We start from the raw sequence: 17096 nt of genomic DNA, 5'->3' as shown, positions 1-17096 counted from the left end.
TCGGGGATTGTGACCTACGTGCTGGTTTACACCCATTGGCTCAAACGTCACAGCACTCAGAATATTGTGATTGGAGGATCTGCGGGTGCGATTCCTCCCTTGGTGGGTTGGGCTGCCGTTACGGGAGAAGTGGGCTGGCCTGCCTGGATTTTCTTTGGCATTATCTTTCTCTGGACGCCACCCCATTTTTGGGCGTTGGCGATGATGATTCGGGATGACTACGCGAAAGTGGGCGTCCCGATGCTGCCCGTGGTGAAAGGTGATGAACCGACTGCAAAGCAAATTTGGCTTTATACACTCATCCTGGTTCCCTTTACGCTGCTCCTTGTTTACCCATTCCATGTCCTGGGAGGGGTTTATGCACTGGTGGCTCTGCTGTTAGGGGGGGTGTTTATTGCCAAAGCCCAAACCCTCAGGCTTGAACCTTCCAATCGCGATATGGCGCGATCGCTCTTCAAATATTCCATTCTGTACATGATGCTGCTGTGTACCGGAATGGCGATCGACAGCTTGCCGATTACCCAATCCCTAATGGCAGGTTTAGCTGACCAAGTGACAACGGTGCTGAGCGAAGTGCCCATGCTTCAGGTAAGGCTACCCTAAGCGTCAGAGTCGGTAAAGTGATTAGACGGTGGCGCGGATCTCCTAAACGAGACCGCGTTCGCTGTTTGATCCCCAGGCGATACCCCATTGTCAGAAAAGACCGTGCGGTAGAATATGATTGAGTTTTGTTGCGAAGGTGAGGGCAATCCTCGAAGATCCTATGACTCCTGCTGTTCTCATTGAAAAGCTGCAAAAGCGCTACGGTACGGTTGACGCAGTAAAGGATGTGTCCTTTGAGGTGGAACCGGGAGAGATTTTTGGGCTATTGGGGCCGAATGGTGCAGGCAAAACGACGACACTGCGCTGCTTGTGTACCCTCGCCACGCCGGACGCTGGCCGGATTGAAGTATCGGGTGTGTCGGTACTGGAGAATCCCCGTGTGGCGCGACAGCGTTTGGGCTATGTGGCTCAAGAAGTTGCTCTGGATAAGGTATTGACTGGGCGCGAGTTGCTCCAGCTTCAGGCGGCGCTTTATCACCTGCCACGTACTGTGATTGGCGATCGCATCCATGAGGTGATTAATCTGCTCGGTCTAGGGGACTGGGCCGATCGCCGCAGCGGCACCTATTCCGGCGGCATTCGGAAGCGCTTGGATTTGGCATCGGGCTTGCTCCATCGCCCGGATGTGCTGGTGCTGGATGAACCGACGGTCGGGTTAGACATCGAAAGTCGCGTGGCAGTGTGGGACTTCCTGCGGCGTCTGCGGGAAAACGGAACGACCGTTATGATGACCAGCCATTATCTAGAAGAAGTGGATGCTCTGGCGGATCGGGTCGCCATTATCGATCAAGGCACGGTGATCGCCTGCGGGACTCCGTCGGAACTGAAAGATCAAATCGGGGGCGATCGCATCACCCTCCGTATTCGCGAATTTACGCCTGCTGAGGAAGCAGAAACGGCTAAATCGAAGCTAGAAGCACTGCCCTGTGTTCAGGAAGTCATTATCAACACTGCTCAGGGGAATTCCCTCAACTTGGTCGTCAGATCCCAAAGCAACGCCCTGAGCCAAGTGCAAGAAGCCCTGCAAGCGGCTCAGATTCCGATGTTCGGGATCTCGCAGTCGCGCCCTAGTTTGGATGATGTGTATCTGGCAGCGACCGGACAAACGTTGTTAGACGCCGAAATTGCCGCCGCGAGTCGGCGTGACCCCAAGGCCGAAAAGAAACAGAATATGCGCTAGTTTGCGTCCCCTCGTCCACCCTGTTCTCGGAGATTTGGTGAACCATGAGTCAAATGATTATGCCTCCCTCTGCCCCGTCCAGCACTGCTAGCCTTGGGAATCCCCCTGCTGGACTGTTTTCGAGCGAATTTGTTCAGGAAACGGCTGCCCTCACCCGTCGCCTGTTTATCCAACTCCAGCGTCGCCCCACAACCCTGGTGGCCGGGGTGATTCAACCGCTGATGTGGCTTGTCCTGTTCGGTGCGTTGTTTCAGAACATGCCCCAGGGCTTATTTGGTGAAAGCCAGAACTACGGGCAGTTTCTAGGGGCAGGCATTATTGTGTTTACTGCCTTTGGTGGTGCATTGAATGCGGGATTGCCCGTGATGTTTGACCGCGAGTTTGGGTTTCTCAATCGGTTGCTGGTGGCTCCCTTGGCCTCCCGACTATCGATTGTGATGGCCTCTGCCATCTTCATTGCCACCCTCAGCTTGATTCAAACGTCTGTGATTGTGGTGGCGAGTGCGTTCCTGGGATCGGGATTACCCGGTGCGTTGGGACTGCTGCTGATTGCGGGAATTGTGCTGCTTCTGGTGCTAGGGGTTACGGCGTTAAGTTTGGGACTGGCCTTTTCGCTGCCGGGACACATAGAGTTGATTGCCGTGATTTTCGTGACGAATCTCCCTCTCCTGTTTGCGAGTACTGCCCTTGCGCCCCTATCCTTTATGCCCGGTTGGTTACAAATCGTGGCGTCGTTAAACCCGCTCAGCTACGCGATCGAACCAATCCGCTACATTTACCTTCATAGTGGCTGGTCGCTGAACAGCGTGGTGATGGAGGCTCCGTTTGGGTCGGTTACACTGGGAATGGCGCTGCTGGTATTGTTGGTGTTTGACGCGATCGCCCTCCTGCTGATTCGCGGTCGCCTCAGCCGCTCCTTGGCCTAACAGGTGGGGCAAATTCTCTCCTGTCGAATTTCGCCAAAATTGGTAGTAAAGAGATGGGAGCAGAAAAAATCTTGGCGCGTCTGAAGAACAAGCCAGTCAGATTGCTAAGTAACAAATCTCTATTCAACTTGAGTAGGAGTGAGCGGAATATTATGACCTTCTCTACATCATCGATGTCTAGGCACGTAAAGCAGATTGCTGTATTCGCCGGATTCGTGATCGGTGCGGGCGTACTCTTGGCAGTTGCTGCTCCGGCTCATGCTCAGACCAGTCCAGGCGCTGATGCTCTAACTCCTGAGTCTGATGCCAGGGATCTCTTTACGCCCGGAGGCGGCAATCTCCGCAGCCCCTTGGATTTGTATCATCGCGCAAATTTGGCAAACAGTCGCTCAACGGCTGAGTTTATGCAAGATCAGCGGTCAATCCTGAGTTCAGAAATTCAAACGCTGCGGCAGCAGCAGCAAGAATTACTCCAGGGACAACCCCCTCAGCCACAGGTACAAACGCAGACTCCGGAAACGACCACTCCGCCCACTCCCTAGGGGTGCGGTCATCATGAAATGAACAGTAGCCTAGTCGGAAGACTGGGCTATCTATGTGTTTGGATCTGCTGCGTCTGCATCTAAGCTGAGGGCAAGCTGATAGATTTGCTGTCGCGACAACTGAGTTTGTTTAGCAAGTTGTCGGCTAGCCTGCGATCGCGACAATCCCTGGTTAATCAAGGCTTGCAGTTCCGATTTCAACGCCGATTCCGACAGAATGGGCACACTCTCCGCCGCCCCTTCGAGAACCACCGTAAACTCGCCCTGGGGTTCATGCTGACGGTAATGGGCGATCGCCTCTTTCACCCTACACCGCCGAAATTCCTCGTGGAGCTTGGTCAACTCCCGCGCACAGACCACGGAGCGATCGCCCCCTAACACCGCCGCAATATCCGTCAGCATCGCCAGCAATCGGTGAGGGGCTTCGTAAAACACCATCGTTCGTGATTCTGCTGATAGCTGCTCTAGGCGATCGCACCGTTCCTTCGACTTCGCAGGCAGAAATCCCTCAAATACAAAGCGATCGCTGGGCAACCCCGACGCAATCAAAGCCGTAATCGCCGCCGTCACCCCCGGAATCGGTACCACCGGAATTCCGGCCTCGACACATCCCCGCACCAGTTCATAGCCCGGATCGGAAATTCCCGGCATCCCTGCATCGCTGACCAGGGCGATCGGCTTTCCCTGTTTAAGCTGGTGCATCAGTTCCGGTAAACGCTGAGTGCGGTTGTGATCGTGGTAGCTGACTTGGGGCGTCGTTACTTGAAAATGGTGCAGCAGTTTACCTGTATGGCGCGTATCCTCTGCGGCGATCAGATCGACCTGCTGCAACACCTGAACCGCTCGAACGGTCATATCTTCCAGGTTGCCGATCGGTGTTCCGACGATGTAGAGTGTGCCTGCGTTGATTTTCATGGATTCATGTCTTAGCCCTCATCATCCTAGCCCACCGCCGCCATCGTGTAATCGTCACAGCCACAGGCGATCGCACCGCCGATTACACCGTGTGACCATAGCACGACTTTATTAAGTAGTATTAAGATCAAACTATTGCTGTAGCGAGGCTGGCAAGATTCCAAATGTGATGCCGATGACTACACCCCTTTCCCTTTCTCAAACCGTTCTAGCCTCTCTGGAAACGAAGGCTTCGTTCTATTACCAGTCGCGCATTCCCGCCAATACTAGCTTGGTTGTGGTTAGCAACCATCGCAGCTTTATGGATGCCATGCTGTTAATGGCGGCAATGGAGCGGGATATCTGTTTTGCCTGCCATCGCTACATGGGGCAAGTTCCGGTTTTGAGTACCTTAATTCAGCAACTCGGCTGCTTTCCGCTGGACAAACCCGATCGCCGCCAGCGCGATTTCTTTACCCAAGCAACGCTAAGACTCCAGACCCAACAAGCTGTCGGCATTTTTCCAGAGGGCGCACAGCCCATGGTCCGCCTGCCGCAACAGCGCGAGATCACGGCGTTTCATCGCGGGTTTGCCCATCTCGCCTTGCGATCGCCCGTCGAACGCTTGGGCGTGCTTCCAGTGGCGATCGCGCCCCATCGCGAAGTAACCCAACCGATGTTTCCTCTGCAAATGCTGAGCTGGTTTGATGCATCAGAACCTCTCTTCACGCAGGGGGGATGGCATCCCCTCGTGGTCTACCAAGATGTTAGTGTGCTATTTGGTGAACCAATCTGGATTACTTCAAGCCAGCGGACAGCCTACCAAGGTAAACAGGCGCGATCGGTCGTCACGGATCTGACGGAACAGTGCCGTACCGAAATTTATCAACTTCTTCGACGAGGGCATTGGGATTAACGGTCATGACCACGACGCAGATTTCATCAACCGTTGAGGTGGCAGGCTTTCGTCTATTGCGGCCTTGTGGTGTACAGCCCCGTCAGCCGTTATTTGTATTCTTACCGGGGATGGATGGCTCTGGACTCCTGCAACAGCAGCAGGCCGAGTATTTAGCAGAAGCGTTTGATGTGCGCTGCCTCCAAATGCCCCGTGATGATCGGAGTTCTTGGGATCAGATGGCACAAACGGTAACAAAGCTTGTCCAGCAAGAGCTGGCAGGGAACAAACGCCCCGTGTATTTATGCGGGGAGTCCTTTGGGGGATGCTTAGCGCTGAAAACTCTTGTGCGATCGCCCCAATTATTTGACTCTCTCATTCTGATTAATCCGGCTTCTTCATTCCGTCACCATGCCTGGATGAGCTGGTCAGCACAGATCACTCGCTGGATTCCAGAGTTGCTGTATCCTGCCTCCTGTGTAGGACTGTTACCATTCTTGGCATCGCTCGATCGTCTCTCTACCCAAAGCCGACAAGCCCTACTAAGAGCCATGAATGCTGTCACCCAACGCAGTTCCATTTGGCGAATTGCCCTCTTGCAAAACTTTGGCATTGCAGAAGTTGAATATCAGCGCATTACTCAACCCACATTGTTGATAGCAAGTCGGGGCGATCGCCTGTTGCCCTCGCTCCGGGAAGCGGATCGACTCAGTCAGCACATTCCCCATGCGAAGACCCATATTTTGCGCCAAAGTGGCCATGCGTGTTTATTAGAAAATGGGGTGAACCTGTACGAAATCCTGCAAGCCTATCACGTCGTACCGGAAAGACAAGCGTAAATAGACCGTATCCTTGAGCCATTACCTATAGAGGTATTCGTGTTCTTATTTAGAACTGAACTCTACATATAGAGTCGCAGACCCAAGATCCCCATGAGACAAAAACATCCGTATGGCTTCACCCTATTGAGAGTCGCACCAACTTGTTGAGCGAGCATCGCAAACCTCTTTGGCGTCACACATGAATAAATCCTACTCAGCTAAAGCGGAGCGAGCGAGTGTGGCTATACTGAAAGCCGCAATTTATGTATCCATACACCCCATTGGTTAAGAGAGCCGCATGAGTGAGCAACCGACTCCAGCTCAGATTTTGCAAACGGGCTTAGGGTTTTGGGTCTCGAAAACGCTACTCAGTGCGATTGAGTTGGGTCTGTTTACCGAACTGGCAGCAGCCCCCCTGTCCTACGATGATCTGCAAAGTCGGGTAGGGCTGCATCCCCGATCGGCACGGGACTTCTTCGATCGCCCAAACCTTCCCTTGGCATCAATACAAAACCTTTGTGGATGTGGGGACGGCGCAAGGGGATTTAGCCACTCAGATGGCCCGCCCTAATCCCCACCTCCCAGGCATGGGGTTTGATCTACCAGAAGTCGATCCCGTCTTTGAGGCTTACATCGCAACCCATGGAGTGGGCGATCGCCTGTCCTTCGTACCGGGGGATTTCTTCAAACAGGATTTACCAAACGCCGATGTGATCCTCATGGGTCATATTCTGCACGATTGGGACTTGCCCACCAAGCAAATGCTGATCACAAAAGCCTTCAACGCCATTCCAGAGGGGGGAGCCTTGGTCGTCTATGAAGCGATTATTGATGATGAGCGATCGCAGAATGCCTTCGGACTCTTAATGAGCCTCAACATGCTGATTGAAACTCCTGGTGGTTTTGACTACACCGGATCGGATTGTGCAGGATGGATGAAGGAGGCTGGTTTCTCTGAGATCCGAGCCGAACATCTTGTCGGCCCAGATTCAATGGTGATCGGGATTAAGTAAAGCCCCCTAGCGGACGAATTTCTTAGGCGGGTTCGTCAGTCTTATCATTGAGTTCACCTGTTGCCGAATCAGAGTCAGGCTCAGCCGATGGTAGCGCATTAGAGGACGTCACATCAGAACCACTAATCTTCTTCTGCGCTTGCTCAGCCATGCTGAATGCCTTGTCTTTCATCTGCTGGGCGAGGGACTGCGTTTCTCCTACCGCAGCGGATAGATGCTGCAAGGTACGCTGATAGTCGCGCTTAAAGAATTCACTCACCCGTTGCGCCAGATCTCCAACGACTTGTTCCGCTGAGTCTACCCCTTCGCGAGTAACCAGCATCCGATGCTGACCCATGCTCACCACATCGGATGGGAGGAGACGATAGATGCCGCTGGTCATCCCTTGCCACTCATCCCGAATCAGCAGGTAATCAACCGTAGCGCCCGTTTGCGGGTCTAGGTGATAGTCGCCAATTACGCCTGCCTTCGTGCCGTCTTCCGTCCACACCTCATGACCGATGAGGGTAGTCGCTTCCTCCGGCGGCCTGTCCAGAACTGCGCCTTCCGGCAAGCTAATCACGATGCTGTCCGGTCCGATGGATTCTAACTGTGTCCACAAAAACATGGGACGCTTCAGGTTGACCAATCCAGAGCGGTAGGTCATCCCAACCACTTGCTGCCGCTTTCCGTCCAACCAGATCTGATCCACATAGCCCACTTCCTCAGCCGTTAGGCGATTCATCACCAAACGTCCTAGTAGATCACTCTGCTTAACGGCACGGTCAGACATGGTAGAAGAGGGGGAGATCATGGGCACGCTTCCACTAACAACAATCTGCTAGGACGAAAACCAATCTTCGATCGCTTCATCCTTGGTGTTGGTGTTCCGTTCCGGCGTTTCGCGGCTAAAGGTCATTTGGATGGAACGAGTTTGCTCACCATCGACCGCAACCGCCTTAATGGGGAAGTCTAAAACACCATCCTGGAACGACATTTGGAATCGGAAGGTTCCATCGGGACTGAGTTGAATGGGGCGATCGCCAATCGTCACTGTCGCATCCGGCTCCGTTGCCCCGTAAACAATCAGTTCCGCATCCGCAACCAACCAGAATTTGCGGGGACGAATTGGCGGCATCGACGCCGAGAAGCCCACCCCGGACATCATGCCCACCCCAGACATGCCTACTCCAGACATATTCATGCCAGGTAGAGCCGTTGGAGCCGCTGCCCACATGCCAGCCCCCGATGGGAAGACAAAGGAGCTAATCGCCTGCTCAGGAACCTGGTGCATGGAGCCAAAGAGAGAGCCAGCCACGCGCAGGGATTCGGAGGATTGCGCCATGCCGAACAGCGCATTGTAAATCGCGTTGTTGATGGCAGTCTTCTGCTTCGAGGGAACCAGTTCGGCAAAGGTCTTGCCGCGCAGATCTTCATCCCACGAGATGGTAAGAAACTGCTCGTCGTACCAATCGGAAGGATAGACCGGGGGAATGTGGGCGGGAGTCGATCGCGCCAGGGTCAGCCATGCCCCCGTTGGCGTCAAGTAACCAATCTCGGCAATATAGTCGCGATCGCTCACCGGAATCGGCAAATACCAGTCACGGGCAAACTCTTCGCAATCATACTGCTGCATCGTGTGCGGATTCTGGGTCGCCATATCCACATCGGTCACATCGTACAGGCGCAGGGCTAGACGGGTACCTCCCTGGCGGCGCAGTTCTTCACGATGCTCATTCGGGATATCCCAGTAAGCATAGGCCCACTGCGGATCGCGAGGCAACAGGACAATCCGGCTTTCACCATAGCCATCCGGTAAATCCGGTAACCCACTATCCACATCAGCAAGTTGCTCACTAGAAAGATCGGTTTGACCCACATCAAACTTAGCGGCTTCCACATCCGACTGGCTGTGGTCATCCGCGATCGCCCCTAGCACGGCCCCCGCACCAACGGCAGCAGCACCCGCAGCCAACGCTGGGGAAATATCCACATTTGGCACCGGAGGAACGAGATCCGGCTCTGCATCAGGGGCGATCGCCGCCTCTGCCAGTGGCTCAGCTATTGGTTCTTCCACTACTACAGGGGGAATGGATGGCACCGCTGGTTCTACCGCTGGTTCCGCGATGGGAGTTTCCTTTTCATTACCGCGAGTTGCGGCTAGTCCGGCAGCGGCAGCAGCGGCAGCAGCACTCACAGCCGTAACAGGTTTGAGATTCAGAGGTTGGCCTACTGGTTCAGCAACAACGGGGGGAACAGGTTCAGGTTCAGGTACTGCAACTGCGGGTGATGCTACATCTGGAGATGGGGCGATCGCACCCTCAACACCAGTAGGTGGAACCGCTGCATCGGGCAACGGAGTCGCAGGAGAAGTCGGGGGCGCTCCAGCAGCAGGTTTCCGCTTCAACCACCAGCCTAACAATCCCAACAGTGCCAGTAAGGGCAGAAGCCACCATAACCAGGGTGGAACCGCTTGCGTGTCTGACGTTCCTGACGATGCAACCGCTGCTGCTTCATCCGTCTCTGCAGACGGCTCCCCAATCACCTCTCCCGTTTCCGCTGGGACTGCGGTTAGTTCCGAGTCAGCGGCTGGAGTTGCCTCACCTTCTGCACTGGATGTTGTGCCGAGTGTTCCGTCCGTAGCCGCCGGAGTACCTGCCGCCGCTGCCACTTCTGCTTGTTGTGCCGCAATCAGAGCCGCATCTCCTTCTGGTGAACTCACAAATCCGAGAAACGCCAAAACTGCAGGAGCCGTCGCATCTGTATAGGCATAGCCCCGAACTTGGGAATAGGGATAGCGGGGATCATCTGGCAACGTGCCATGCATCGGCAGGATAGTGACCTCGTCCCGCCCCTCGACCTGACTGACAACGGCATAACCAATCCCGTCCGTACCTAAGTTCCGGACAACGGCATCGGTATCATCCTCGGCTACGGGATCTGCCGTTGCTCCGGCAACAAAGGGAGCCGTCTTAAACACGTCGTAATTACTGAGGGCGCGGCGAGTATCGCTGTCCTCTGGACGGTCAACCAAGCGAATGGGGCCAGGCGCACCGCCGACCTGCGACCAGTCTGTAATTTCACCCCGGAAAATTTGGGCAAATTGCTCAAACGTCAGATTTCCCTTGAAGGGATTATTCGCTCCGACAAAGATGGCCAGTTTTTCCCGGCTAATGGGATATTCCTTAATGCCTTGAGCTTTCTCTTCCTCGGTGAGCGATCGCCCAATGGCCGCCAAATGAATATCCCCATCCAACAAGGCTTGTAGATCAGAGTCCGTTCCATTCGTGGCTAGGTTAACCTCTGCCTCGTACTCCTCTTCGAAGCGCTGCTTCAGAGTTTCGTTAATAACTGACATGCTATCCGAGCCGTCGATACGCACTGTTGTACCGCTGGGTACTGTCGTTGGTATCGGAAACGACGTTGGGTCAGAGGCCATTTGCGCTACGCTCGAACCGTCGGGCAGAAGCACGAGGGTTGCGGGGGCTGCCACCGCGAGCAGCAAAGCCAATCTAAGAATGGGGGATTGTCTCTTTTGCACCATTTCACGTATGTGTTCGTAACCTGAAGTAACCTTGCTCGTCCCGGTCGAGGAGATCCAGATCGCCTCAAGCTGAGGTAAATAAAATTTTATTTAATCAAGACACGCCCAATATCCCAATAATTTTCTTTTCAGTCAATCTGATCTCATGAATGTTTTTGCTTGCCCCAGTGATATTGCAATATCTGCGAAGATCTTTCCTCTTCCAGAAGCCTTATGGTGGAAGTATTCCAGGCAATTAACACTAAGCTTAGTCTGGGGCGATCGCTCAATCAATCTAGCTGATCCAGAATCTATAATCGCGGCGTGGCGATTGCTCTAAAATTCTTTAGCCATCTAGTGTAGTCCCGCATCTTTAATCTACCCATCCTCTGCCTATGAATATCCTGATCTTGAACGCGGGTTCCAGTAGCCTAAAGAGCTGTTTATATCGGCTTTTTGGGGATCAATCTGAAATAGTTCCAACACCGATTTGGAGCGCCCAAATTGACTGGACATTTCAGCCGGGAGTCGCGGAATTAAAGGTCAAAACGCATCAAGGCGCGGCATGGCGAGAGAAGGAATCTGCTGATGCCCGAATGGATCATATTATCCGCTTGCTAAGCAGCCTGTGGACAGGGGAAACAAAAGTGCTGGAGCATCCTGCCGACATTCAGGTAGTGGGGCATCGAGTTGTGCATGGGGGATCGGAGTATCAAGACAGCACCCGAATTACGGAAACCGTGAAAGCGGCGATCGCCCGTTTAACTGAACTTGCGCCAAGCCACCATTCCGCCCATTTAGAGGGAATCAACGCGGTAGAAGTATTACTGGGGCAGGACGTTCCGCAAATTGCGGTGTTCGACACGGCCTTTCATGCCAAAATTCCGCCCGCCGCCGCAACCTATCCCGTCCCGTATGCTTGGCTAGAGCAGGGAATTCGGCGCTATGGGTTTCATGGCATCAGCCATCAGTACTGTTCAAAGCGGGTCGCGCAATTGATGGGGCGATCGCTCACCGATCTGCGAATTGTGAATTGTCATCTGGGCAACGGTTGTTCCCTAGCCGCGATTCGGAATGGCCGCAGTATCGACACCACGATGGGATACACGCCCTTGGAAGGGGTGATGATGGGAACGCGGTCGGGATCAGTTGATCCGGGAATTCTGCTGCATCTGCTGCGAAAGGAGGAGATGACCGTAGACGAACTGGATCACCTGCTGAATCGCGAATCGGGATTGAAGGGGATTTCAGGAATTTCTAATGATATGCGTCAAATTATGGCGGCGATCGCTGAAGGGAGCGATCGCGCCCAATTAGCCTACGACATGTTTGTTTATCGTCTTCAGGTTTCCCTCGGAGGCATGATTGCGGCTCTGGGTGGTGTCGATGCGATTTCGTTTACGGCAGGCATGGGCGAAAATGCGCCTTATCTGAGAGCCGATGTGTGTAAGGCATTTGAGTTTATGGGGATCGAGATTGATGCACAGAAGAACGTGCGATCGCCCAACGATATTGACATTGCCACCCCGGACTCATCGGTGCGCGTATTTGCGATTCACACCCAGGAGGACTGGGAAATTGCCCAAGAATGTCAGCGAGTAATGCTTAATCCTGAATCTTGAATGGTGAGAAGCAGGAGTAGATTGAGTAACGATAGCGTTAGTCTCGTCAGCACCAACGGAGTTACTAGAAGCAACTCAAGTCTCACTCGAATAACCAATCAAACAACTCTTTGATCATAAGCTGTAGCCCATTTGCAAAGGATAGGCTAGGAATAACGTCATCGGGAGCATCCAAAACGTCAGGCTCTTGCTTTGGACGATAGATAAACACAGTTTGTTCATCTGGATCAATTAACCAACCCACTTCAGTGCCATGGCGCAGACAGTGAAGAATATTTTTCGTCACTTTTGTTTGGCTTTGATCAGGAGACAGGATTTCAATCGTCCAATCAGGCGCAGCCGGAAATGTGTTATCAATCTCCCCATTCTTATCACGGGGAATTCGGTTCCACTGAAAAACGGCAACATCAGGAACCGTTGAGCGATCGCCAAACGTGCAGCGAAGTTCAGGAAACGCACGAGCAATACGCTGAGACCGAACGACCCTATTGATGGCAGATACAAGTTCTCCCTGAATGGCACTGTGTTTCCCTTGGGGTATGGGTTTCTGAATGATTTGACCATCAATGTATTCACTTGCAGGTTTCGTTTCTGGTAATTGTAAAAACTCTGCCAAGGTCAGTGGTTTAGATGGTGTTTGTACCATTTGGGTTTACCCTCCCATCCGCCAGTTCAGAAACTAATCCCCATTCTAAGTTGCCAGACACTATCAAACATAAAAAAACAAAAGCCCTACGCCGACCGCTGCGCGGTCGGCGTAGGGTAAAACCTGGTTTTAATTTTGTCGAGTTACTTTTGTCGAGTTACTTATGTTTCTCTGGATAGAGCTGCATAATGCCTGCTTCCGAGGCATCACAAATCCCCCGTTCCGTAATCAATCCGGTTACCAAACGAGCGGGGGTGACATCAAACCCGTAGTTCACAGCAGGACTATCCTTGGGCGTTACTAGTACCTCTTTGATCGCGCCATCGTGTAAGCCTTCGATGTACTGAACCTCGGTTCCCTCTCGTTGCTCAATGGGGATTTCCGCTAAACCATCTCTCATCGTCCAGTCAAAGGTTGAAGACGGTAAGGCAACGTAGAAAGGAACTCCGTTATCGTGAGCCGCTAGCGCTTTGAGGTAGGTACCAATTTTGTTGGCCACATCTCCGGTGTAGGTCGTGCGATCGCTCCCTGTGATCACCAAATCTACCAAGCCGTGCTGCATTAAGTGACCGCCCACGTTGTCAGCAATGACGGTGTGGGGAACCCCATGCTGGCTCAGTTCCCAGGCGGTGAGGCGAGCGCCTTGATTCCGAGGGCGGGTTTCATCCACCCAGACGTGAACCTGAATGCCCCGGTCATGGGCGGCATAAATGGGCGCAGTGGCAGAACCATAGTCCACAAAGGCGAGCCACCCCGCATTACAGTGGGTCAGGATATTGACGGTATCCCCTGACTTCTGCTGGCTAATCTTTTCAATCAGCGTAACGCCATGCTCCCCAATCCGGCGGCAAAAGTCTGCATCTTCAGACGCAATGATCGATGCGGTTTCCCGTGCGATCGCCACTTTTTGGTCTTTGTCGCCCTCAGCATGACTAATGGCCTCTAGCTGTCGGTCTACCGCCCACGCCAGATTAACCGCTGTGGGGCGCGTGGCCTTGAGGCGTTCACCCGCGTTGTTCACACTCTCCATGAACTGATCCGGCGGTGCCTGCAACGCCGCGATATACATGCCGTAACCTGCCGTTGCCCCAATCAGTCCCGCACCCCGGACATGCATCTCGCGAATGGCGATCGCCACCTCCTCCACCGTCGTCAACGATTCAACGACAAATTCATGGGGCAAGTAGCGCTGATCAATCACGTTGACCACATCAGGGACTGTTTCGTCGATCCAGATAGTTCGGTAATGCCTACCATTGACTTTCATTCGTCCCCTCCCGTGAGATCAAAACCGCTCTATCAGCATCAGCCATAGAAGCATGAAGCTCTACAATGGTATAACGCCTGTGTGGGCTTCGATCGGCTGCAATGATTATCGACGGGCGATCGCTCCTGTCTCCACCCCTACCTTTACTAGTGCTATGAAAAATCGCTGGGATGAGTCCGTTGCGCAAACCCTAAATGGCGATCCCTTAAAACTGCGGGTCTATACCTCTCGCCTGTTGGGGCAGGAGTCCGACTTAGTGCTGCACGGCGGCGGCAATACCTCCGTGAAGGTCACCACTCCCAATTTTTTTGGTGATCTGGAAGAGGTGCTCTACGTCAAAGGCAGCGGTTGGGATTTGGCGACGATTGAAGCTCCGGGTTTTGCCCCTGTGCGCTTAAACGTATTGCAGCGCTTAGCAGAATTTGAGCAGTTGAGCGACTCAGAAATGGTGACGCAGCAACGGGCAGCGATGCTAAACCCCAATGCGCCTAATCCATCGGTGGAAGCCATTCTCCATGCCATTATTCCCTACAAGTTTGTTGACCACACCCATGCCGATGCGGTGATTACCCTGACGAATAATCCAACGGGCGAGGAACGCATCAAGGAGGTTTACAGAGACTCGGTGCTGCTCATTCCCTATGTGATGCCGGGATTCATCTTAGCGCGGGAGATTCGGAACCTCACCCAGTCCGTTGACTGGAACCAATATAAAGGCATGGTGCTGATGAACCACGGCATTTTTACCTTTGCCGACGATGCCCGCACCGCCTACGACCGCATGATTGAGTTGGTAACATTGGCGGAGGAGTATTTGCAGCGGCACAATGCGGTATCCTTTGCAACGGCAAATCCCCAAGCGGACTGGCTGACCCTGGCTAAAATTCGCCAGCAGGTCTCTCGTGTCAAAGGTGTGCCCATGCTAGCGCAGTTGGATCAGCGACCGGAAGCAGTTGGGTTTTCTGCCTTGCCTAATGTGAAGGCGATCGCCACTCGCGGCCCTATGACACCGGATCACGTCATTCGCACCAAAGCCATTCCTGTGGTGCTTGAGGGTGATGTGGAAGGGGCGATCGCCACCTTTGCCGACCAATATCGCGACTACTTCCATCGTAATGCCAGCAACGATTTGAAGCACCTGGATGCGGCTCCCCGCTGGGCGGTTTGGCCGGGATATGGCACGATTTCCTTTGACCGCAGCCTCAAGGCCGCCCAAATTATCACCGATATTGTGGAACATACCCGTCGAGCGATTCAGATGGGAGAGGCTCTGGGGGGATGGCAGGCGTTGGATGAGAAAAGCTTGTTCGCCATGGAATATTGGGAACTGGAGCAGGCCAAACTGGGCAAGAAAAGCAAGACTTCGGAGTTCCAAGGAAAAATTGCCCTCGTGACCGGAGCGGCCAGCGGTATTGGTAAAGCCTGTGCAGAAGCGCTCCACCAGCAAGGGGCGGTTGTCGTCGGGTTTGATATTAATCCTGACATTGACAAGATTCTGTCCAAGCCCGGTTTAGTCGGGATTCAAGGAGATGTCACGGACGAAGACGCGGTAAAAGGGGCGATCGCTTCTACCATTCAGCATTTTGGCGGCCTGGATATTCTCGTCAGCAATGCGGGAATTTTCCCGCCAGGACAAACCCTAGAGAGTCTCGACGCAGACATCTGGGAGAAAAGTTTGGCCATTAATCTGACCAGTCAACGGGCACTGTTACGCCACGCAATTCCCTTCCTGCGTTACGGCATCGATCCAACTATTCTGTTTATCGCTTCCCGCAATGTGCTGGCACCGGGGCCGGGAGCTGCTGCCTACTCCGTTGCCAAAGCCGGATTGACTCAACTTGCCCGAATTGCGGCTCTGGAATTAGCACCCGACATCCGGGTTAACATTCTCCACCCCGACTGCGTTTACGACACCGGCATTTGGACACCCGAAATTCTCACCAGTCGAGCCGAGCGGTATGGCCTCAGCGTGGACGAATACAAGTCGCGGAATTTACTCAAACAGTCGGTGTCGTCTCAGGACGTTGCCCAACTCGTTTGCACGATGGCGAGTAACGTATTTGCCAAAACCACCGGAGCGCAAATTCCCATCGACGGTGGAAGCGATCGCGTTATCTAACCCCTGAATGAACGGCAGTGTGGGGAGTGAATGGGGAAACGTTATTGTTCTACATCCATATTCATGGTTAAATCAATCACTCCGATGGTGTTTCAATCAGTGCATTGATTATAATTGCCGCAATTTTGCTTTCATTTAATTTGGCTTTATCCCCTGACGATCCTTCATAGGGCGATTTCTTTTTCTGCTTCAAGACATTTTGTAAAACACTTGCGGCTTTCGCTCCAAATTGATTGGCTTTTAGAAATAAAGACGCGGTTTCCATATCTCTACTGTATGGACCGAAGGAGTTATAAGCATCAAGACGCTGCTTAATTCGTTGAGGATTCTCCATTAATTCGGGATAGAGGTATGAATGGTAATCGTCCACGTTAAAGCATACGCGTTCAGAAAATAAAAACCTGTTTCTATGGCAGCTTTTGATCAGCCTTTGATTTAGTTCATGATCAGGTATCAATGGTAAATCTACATCCTGATCGTCTATGCCATGATCCCAAGAGAGTCCCCTCAAACCTCTAGATTCACGAACCAAAACGAGTGAATCGATATCGTTTTCTTGCACCCATACATCATTACTGCCAAAGCGAACCACTTCCTCCGCCCCAGCCGCAAAGATCTCATGAAACGCATGAGCCGATCCGCTGGCTCCCATAGGTACATAGGCAAAGAAAAAGTCTTCGTGGGCATCTCCAAAAGTCACCTTTCCTACCGTAATACCAACTCCCCAAGACTGCACTTTTACAATAGATTTTTCTAGAAACTTAGACGATAAGCGAAGAGAACGTTCGGGGTTAGAGCTAACGATGCCCTTTTTAGGAATAGGGTCTTTAACAATAACGTTTTGTTCAATGGTGAACGAGCATTTCTTCATAAACTTAACCGCATATTATTGACGGCGATCGCACCATCAGTGAGAGATGGTTTAGATATGTACGAGTAAACCTATGGTAGCGATCGCTTCTCAACCCGCACCTCAACAGGAACCTCCAGGGACTCTTCGGGAACACAAATAAAGATTTCAAACACCGCTTGCAGGGATTAACCTCGCGGAGTTGGGGAGTCTCAA

At 52.9% G+C, this 17096-nt stretch carries 14 protein-coding genes and 1 pseudogene; 9 read left to right on the top strand and 6 right to left on the bottom strand.

Translation table 11 applies throughout. From position 1 onward, the window contains the following. The 4 genes from IGR76_02895 to IGR76_02880 all read left to right on the top strand — a co-directional run. On the top strand, positions 1 to 603 hold a 603-nt coding region (locus IGR76_02895; GenBank protein ID MBF2077479.1), incomplete at its 5' end, for a protoheme IX farnesyltransferase. Positions 604 to 763: 160 nt separating this feature from the next. Beyond that, positions 764 to 1783, top strand: coding sequence for an ATP-binding cassette domain-containing protein (locus tag IGR76_02890; protein ID MBF2077478.1), 1020 nt, complete (start codon positions 764 to 766; stop codon positions 1781 to 1783). Positions 1784 to 1827: 44 nt separating this feature from the next. Then, a complete protein-coding gene (locus IGR76_02885) occupies positions 1828 to 2709 on the top strand; it encodes an ABC transporter permease (GenBank protein MBF2077477.1) in 882 nt (293 codons plus the stop codon). Between the two features lie 173 nt (positions 2710 to 2882). Continuing rightward, on the top strand, positions 2883 to 3251 hold the full coding sequence (locus tag IGR76_02880) for a hypothetical protein (protein ID MBF2077476.1): 369 nt from the start codon (positions 2883 to 2885) through the stop codon (positions 3249 to 3251). Between the two features lie 51 nt (positions 3252 to 3302). Here the strand turns inward: IGR76_02880 and rsmI are convergent, their stop codons facing one another. Beyond that, on the bottom strand, positions 3303 to 4166 hold the full coding sequence (gene rsmI, locus IGR76_02875; GenBank protein MBF2077475.1) for a 16S rRNA (cytidine(1402)-2'-O)-methyltransferase: 864 nt from the start codon (positions 4164 to 4166) through the stop codon (positions 3303 to 3305). A gap of 169 nt (positions 4167 to 4335) precedes the next feature. Here rsmI and IGR76_02870 point away from each other — a divergent pair, with 169 nt between their 5' ends. The 3 genes and pseudogenes from IGR76_02870 to IGR76_02860 all read left to right on the top strand — a co-directional run bounded on the left by IGR76_02870 (position 4336) and on the right by IGR76_02860 (position 6874). Next, positions 4336 to 5061: a 1-acyl-sn-glycerol-3-phosphate acyltransferase gene (locus IGR76_02870; GenBank protein MBF2077474.1), complete on the top strand. Its 726-nt coding sequence runs from the start codon at positions 4336 to 4338 to the stop codon at positions 5059 to 5061. Between the two features lie 5 nt (positions 5062 to 5066). Further along, positions 5067 to 5879 (top strand): alpha/beta fold hydrolase, encoded by an 813-nt coding sequence (locus tag IGR76_02865; GenBank protein ID MBF2077473.1) that lies wholly within the window; start codon positions 5067 to 5069, stop codon positions 5877 to 5879. A 280-nt stretch (positions 5880 to 6159) separates the two neighbouring features. Beyond that, positions 6160 to 6874: pseudogene (locus tag IGR76_02860) on the top strand (hypothetical protein). A 22-nt stretch (positions 6875 to 6896) separates the two neighbouring features. Here the strand turns inward: IGR76_02860 and IGR76_02855 are convergent. Beyond that, positions 6897 to 7646, bottom strand: coding sequence for a PRC-barrel domain-containing protein (locus IGR76_02855; protein ID MBF2077472.1), 750 nt, complete (start codon positions 7644 to 7646; stop codon positions 6897 to 6899). Positions 7647 to 7694: 48 nt separating this feature from the next. After that, the gene (locus IGR76_02850) at positions 7695 to 10346 is read right to left on the bottom strand and encodes a DUF4912 domain-containing protein (protein ID MBF2077471.1); all 2652 of its coding nucleotides are present in this window, start codon (positions 10344 to 10346) and stop codon (positions 7695 to 7697) included. A gap of 425 nt (positions 10347 to 10771) precedes the next feature. On the opposite strand from IGR76_02850, the gene IGR76_02845 reads away from it, so the two are divergent. Next, positions 10772 to 11998 (top strand): acetate kinase, encoded by a 1227-nt coding sequence (locus IGR76_02845; protein MBF2077470.1) that lies wholly within the window; start codon positions 10772 to 10774, stop codon positions 11996 to 11998. A gap of 82 nt (positions 11999 to 12080) precedes the next feature. Here IGR76_02845 and IGR76_02840 read toward each other — a convergent pair whose 3' ends face one another. Then, a complete protein-coding gene (locus IGR76_02840) occupies positions 12081 to 12644 on the bottom strand; it encodes a Uma2 family endonuclease (protein MBF2077469.1) in 564 nt (187 codons plus the stop codon). Positions 12645 to 12801: 157 nt separating this feature from the next. Beyond that, a complete protein-coding gene (gene mtnA / locus IGR76_02835; protein MBF2077468.1) occupies positions 12802 to 13911 on the bottom strand; it encodes an S-methyl-5-thioribose-1-phosphate isomerase in 1110 nt (369 codons plus the stop codon). Between the two features lie 154 nt (positions 13912 to 14065). On the opposite strand from mtnA, the gene IGR76_02830 reads away from it, so the two are divergent. Continuing rightward, the gene (locus tag IGR76_02830) at positions 14066 to 16030 is read left to right on the top strand and encodes a bifunctional aldolase/short-chain dehydrogenase (protein MBF2077467.1); all 1965 of its coding nucleotides are present in this window, start codon (positions 14066 to 14068) and stop codon (positions 16028 to 16030) included. Positions 16031 to 16106: 76 nt separating this feature from the next. Here IGR76_02830 and IGR76_02825 read toward each other — a convergent pair whose 3' ends face one another. Then, positions 16107 to 16901: a hypothetical protein gene (locus IGR76_02825; protein MBF2077466.1), complete on the bottom strand. Its 795-nt coding sequence runs from the start codon at positions 16899 to 16901 to the stop codon at positions 16107 to 16109. Positions 16902 to 17096: the final 195 nt, after the last annotated feature.

The sequence above is a fragment of the Synechococcales cyanobacterium T60_A2020_003 genome, assembly GCA_015272205.1.
Classification (GTDB): Bacteria; Cyanobacteriota; Cyanobacteriia; order RECH01; family RECH01; genus JACYMB01.
Note: the sequence above shows the minus strand (reverse complement) of the source record. Positions and strands in the feature narration are given on the sequence as shown.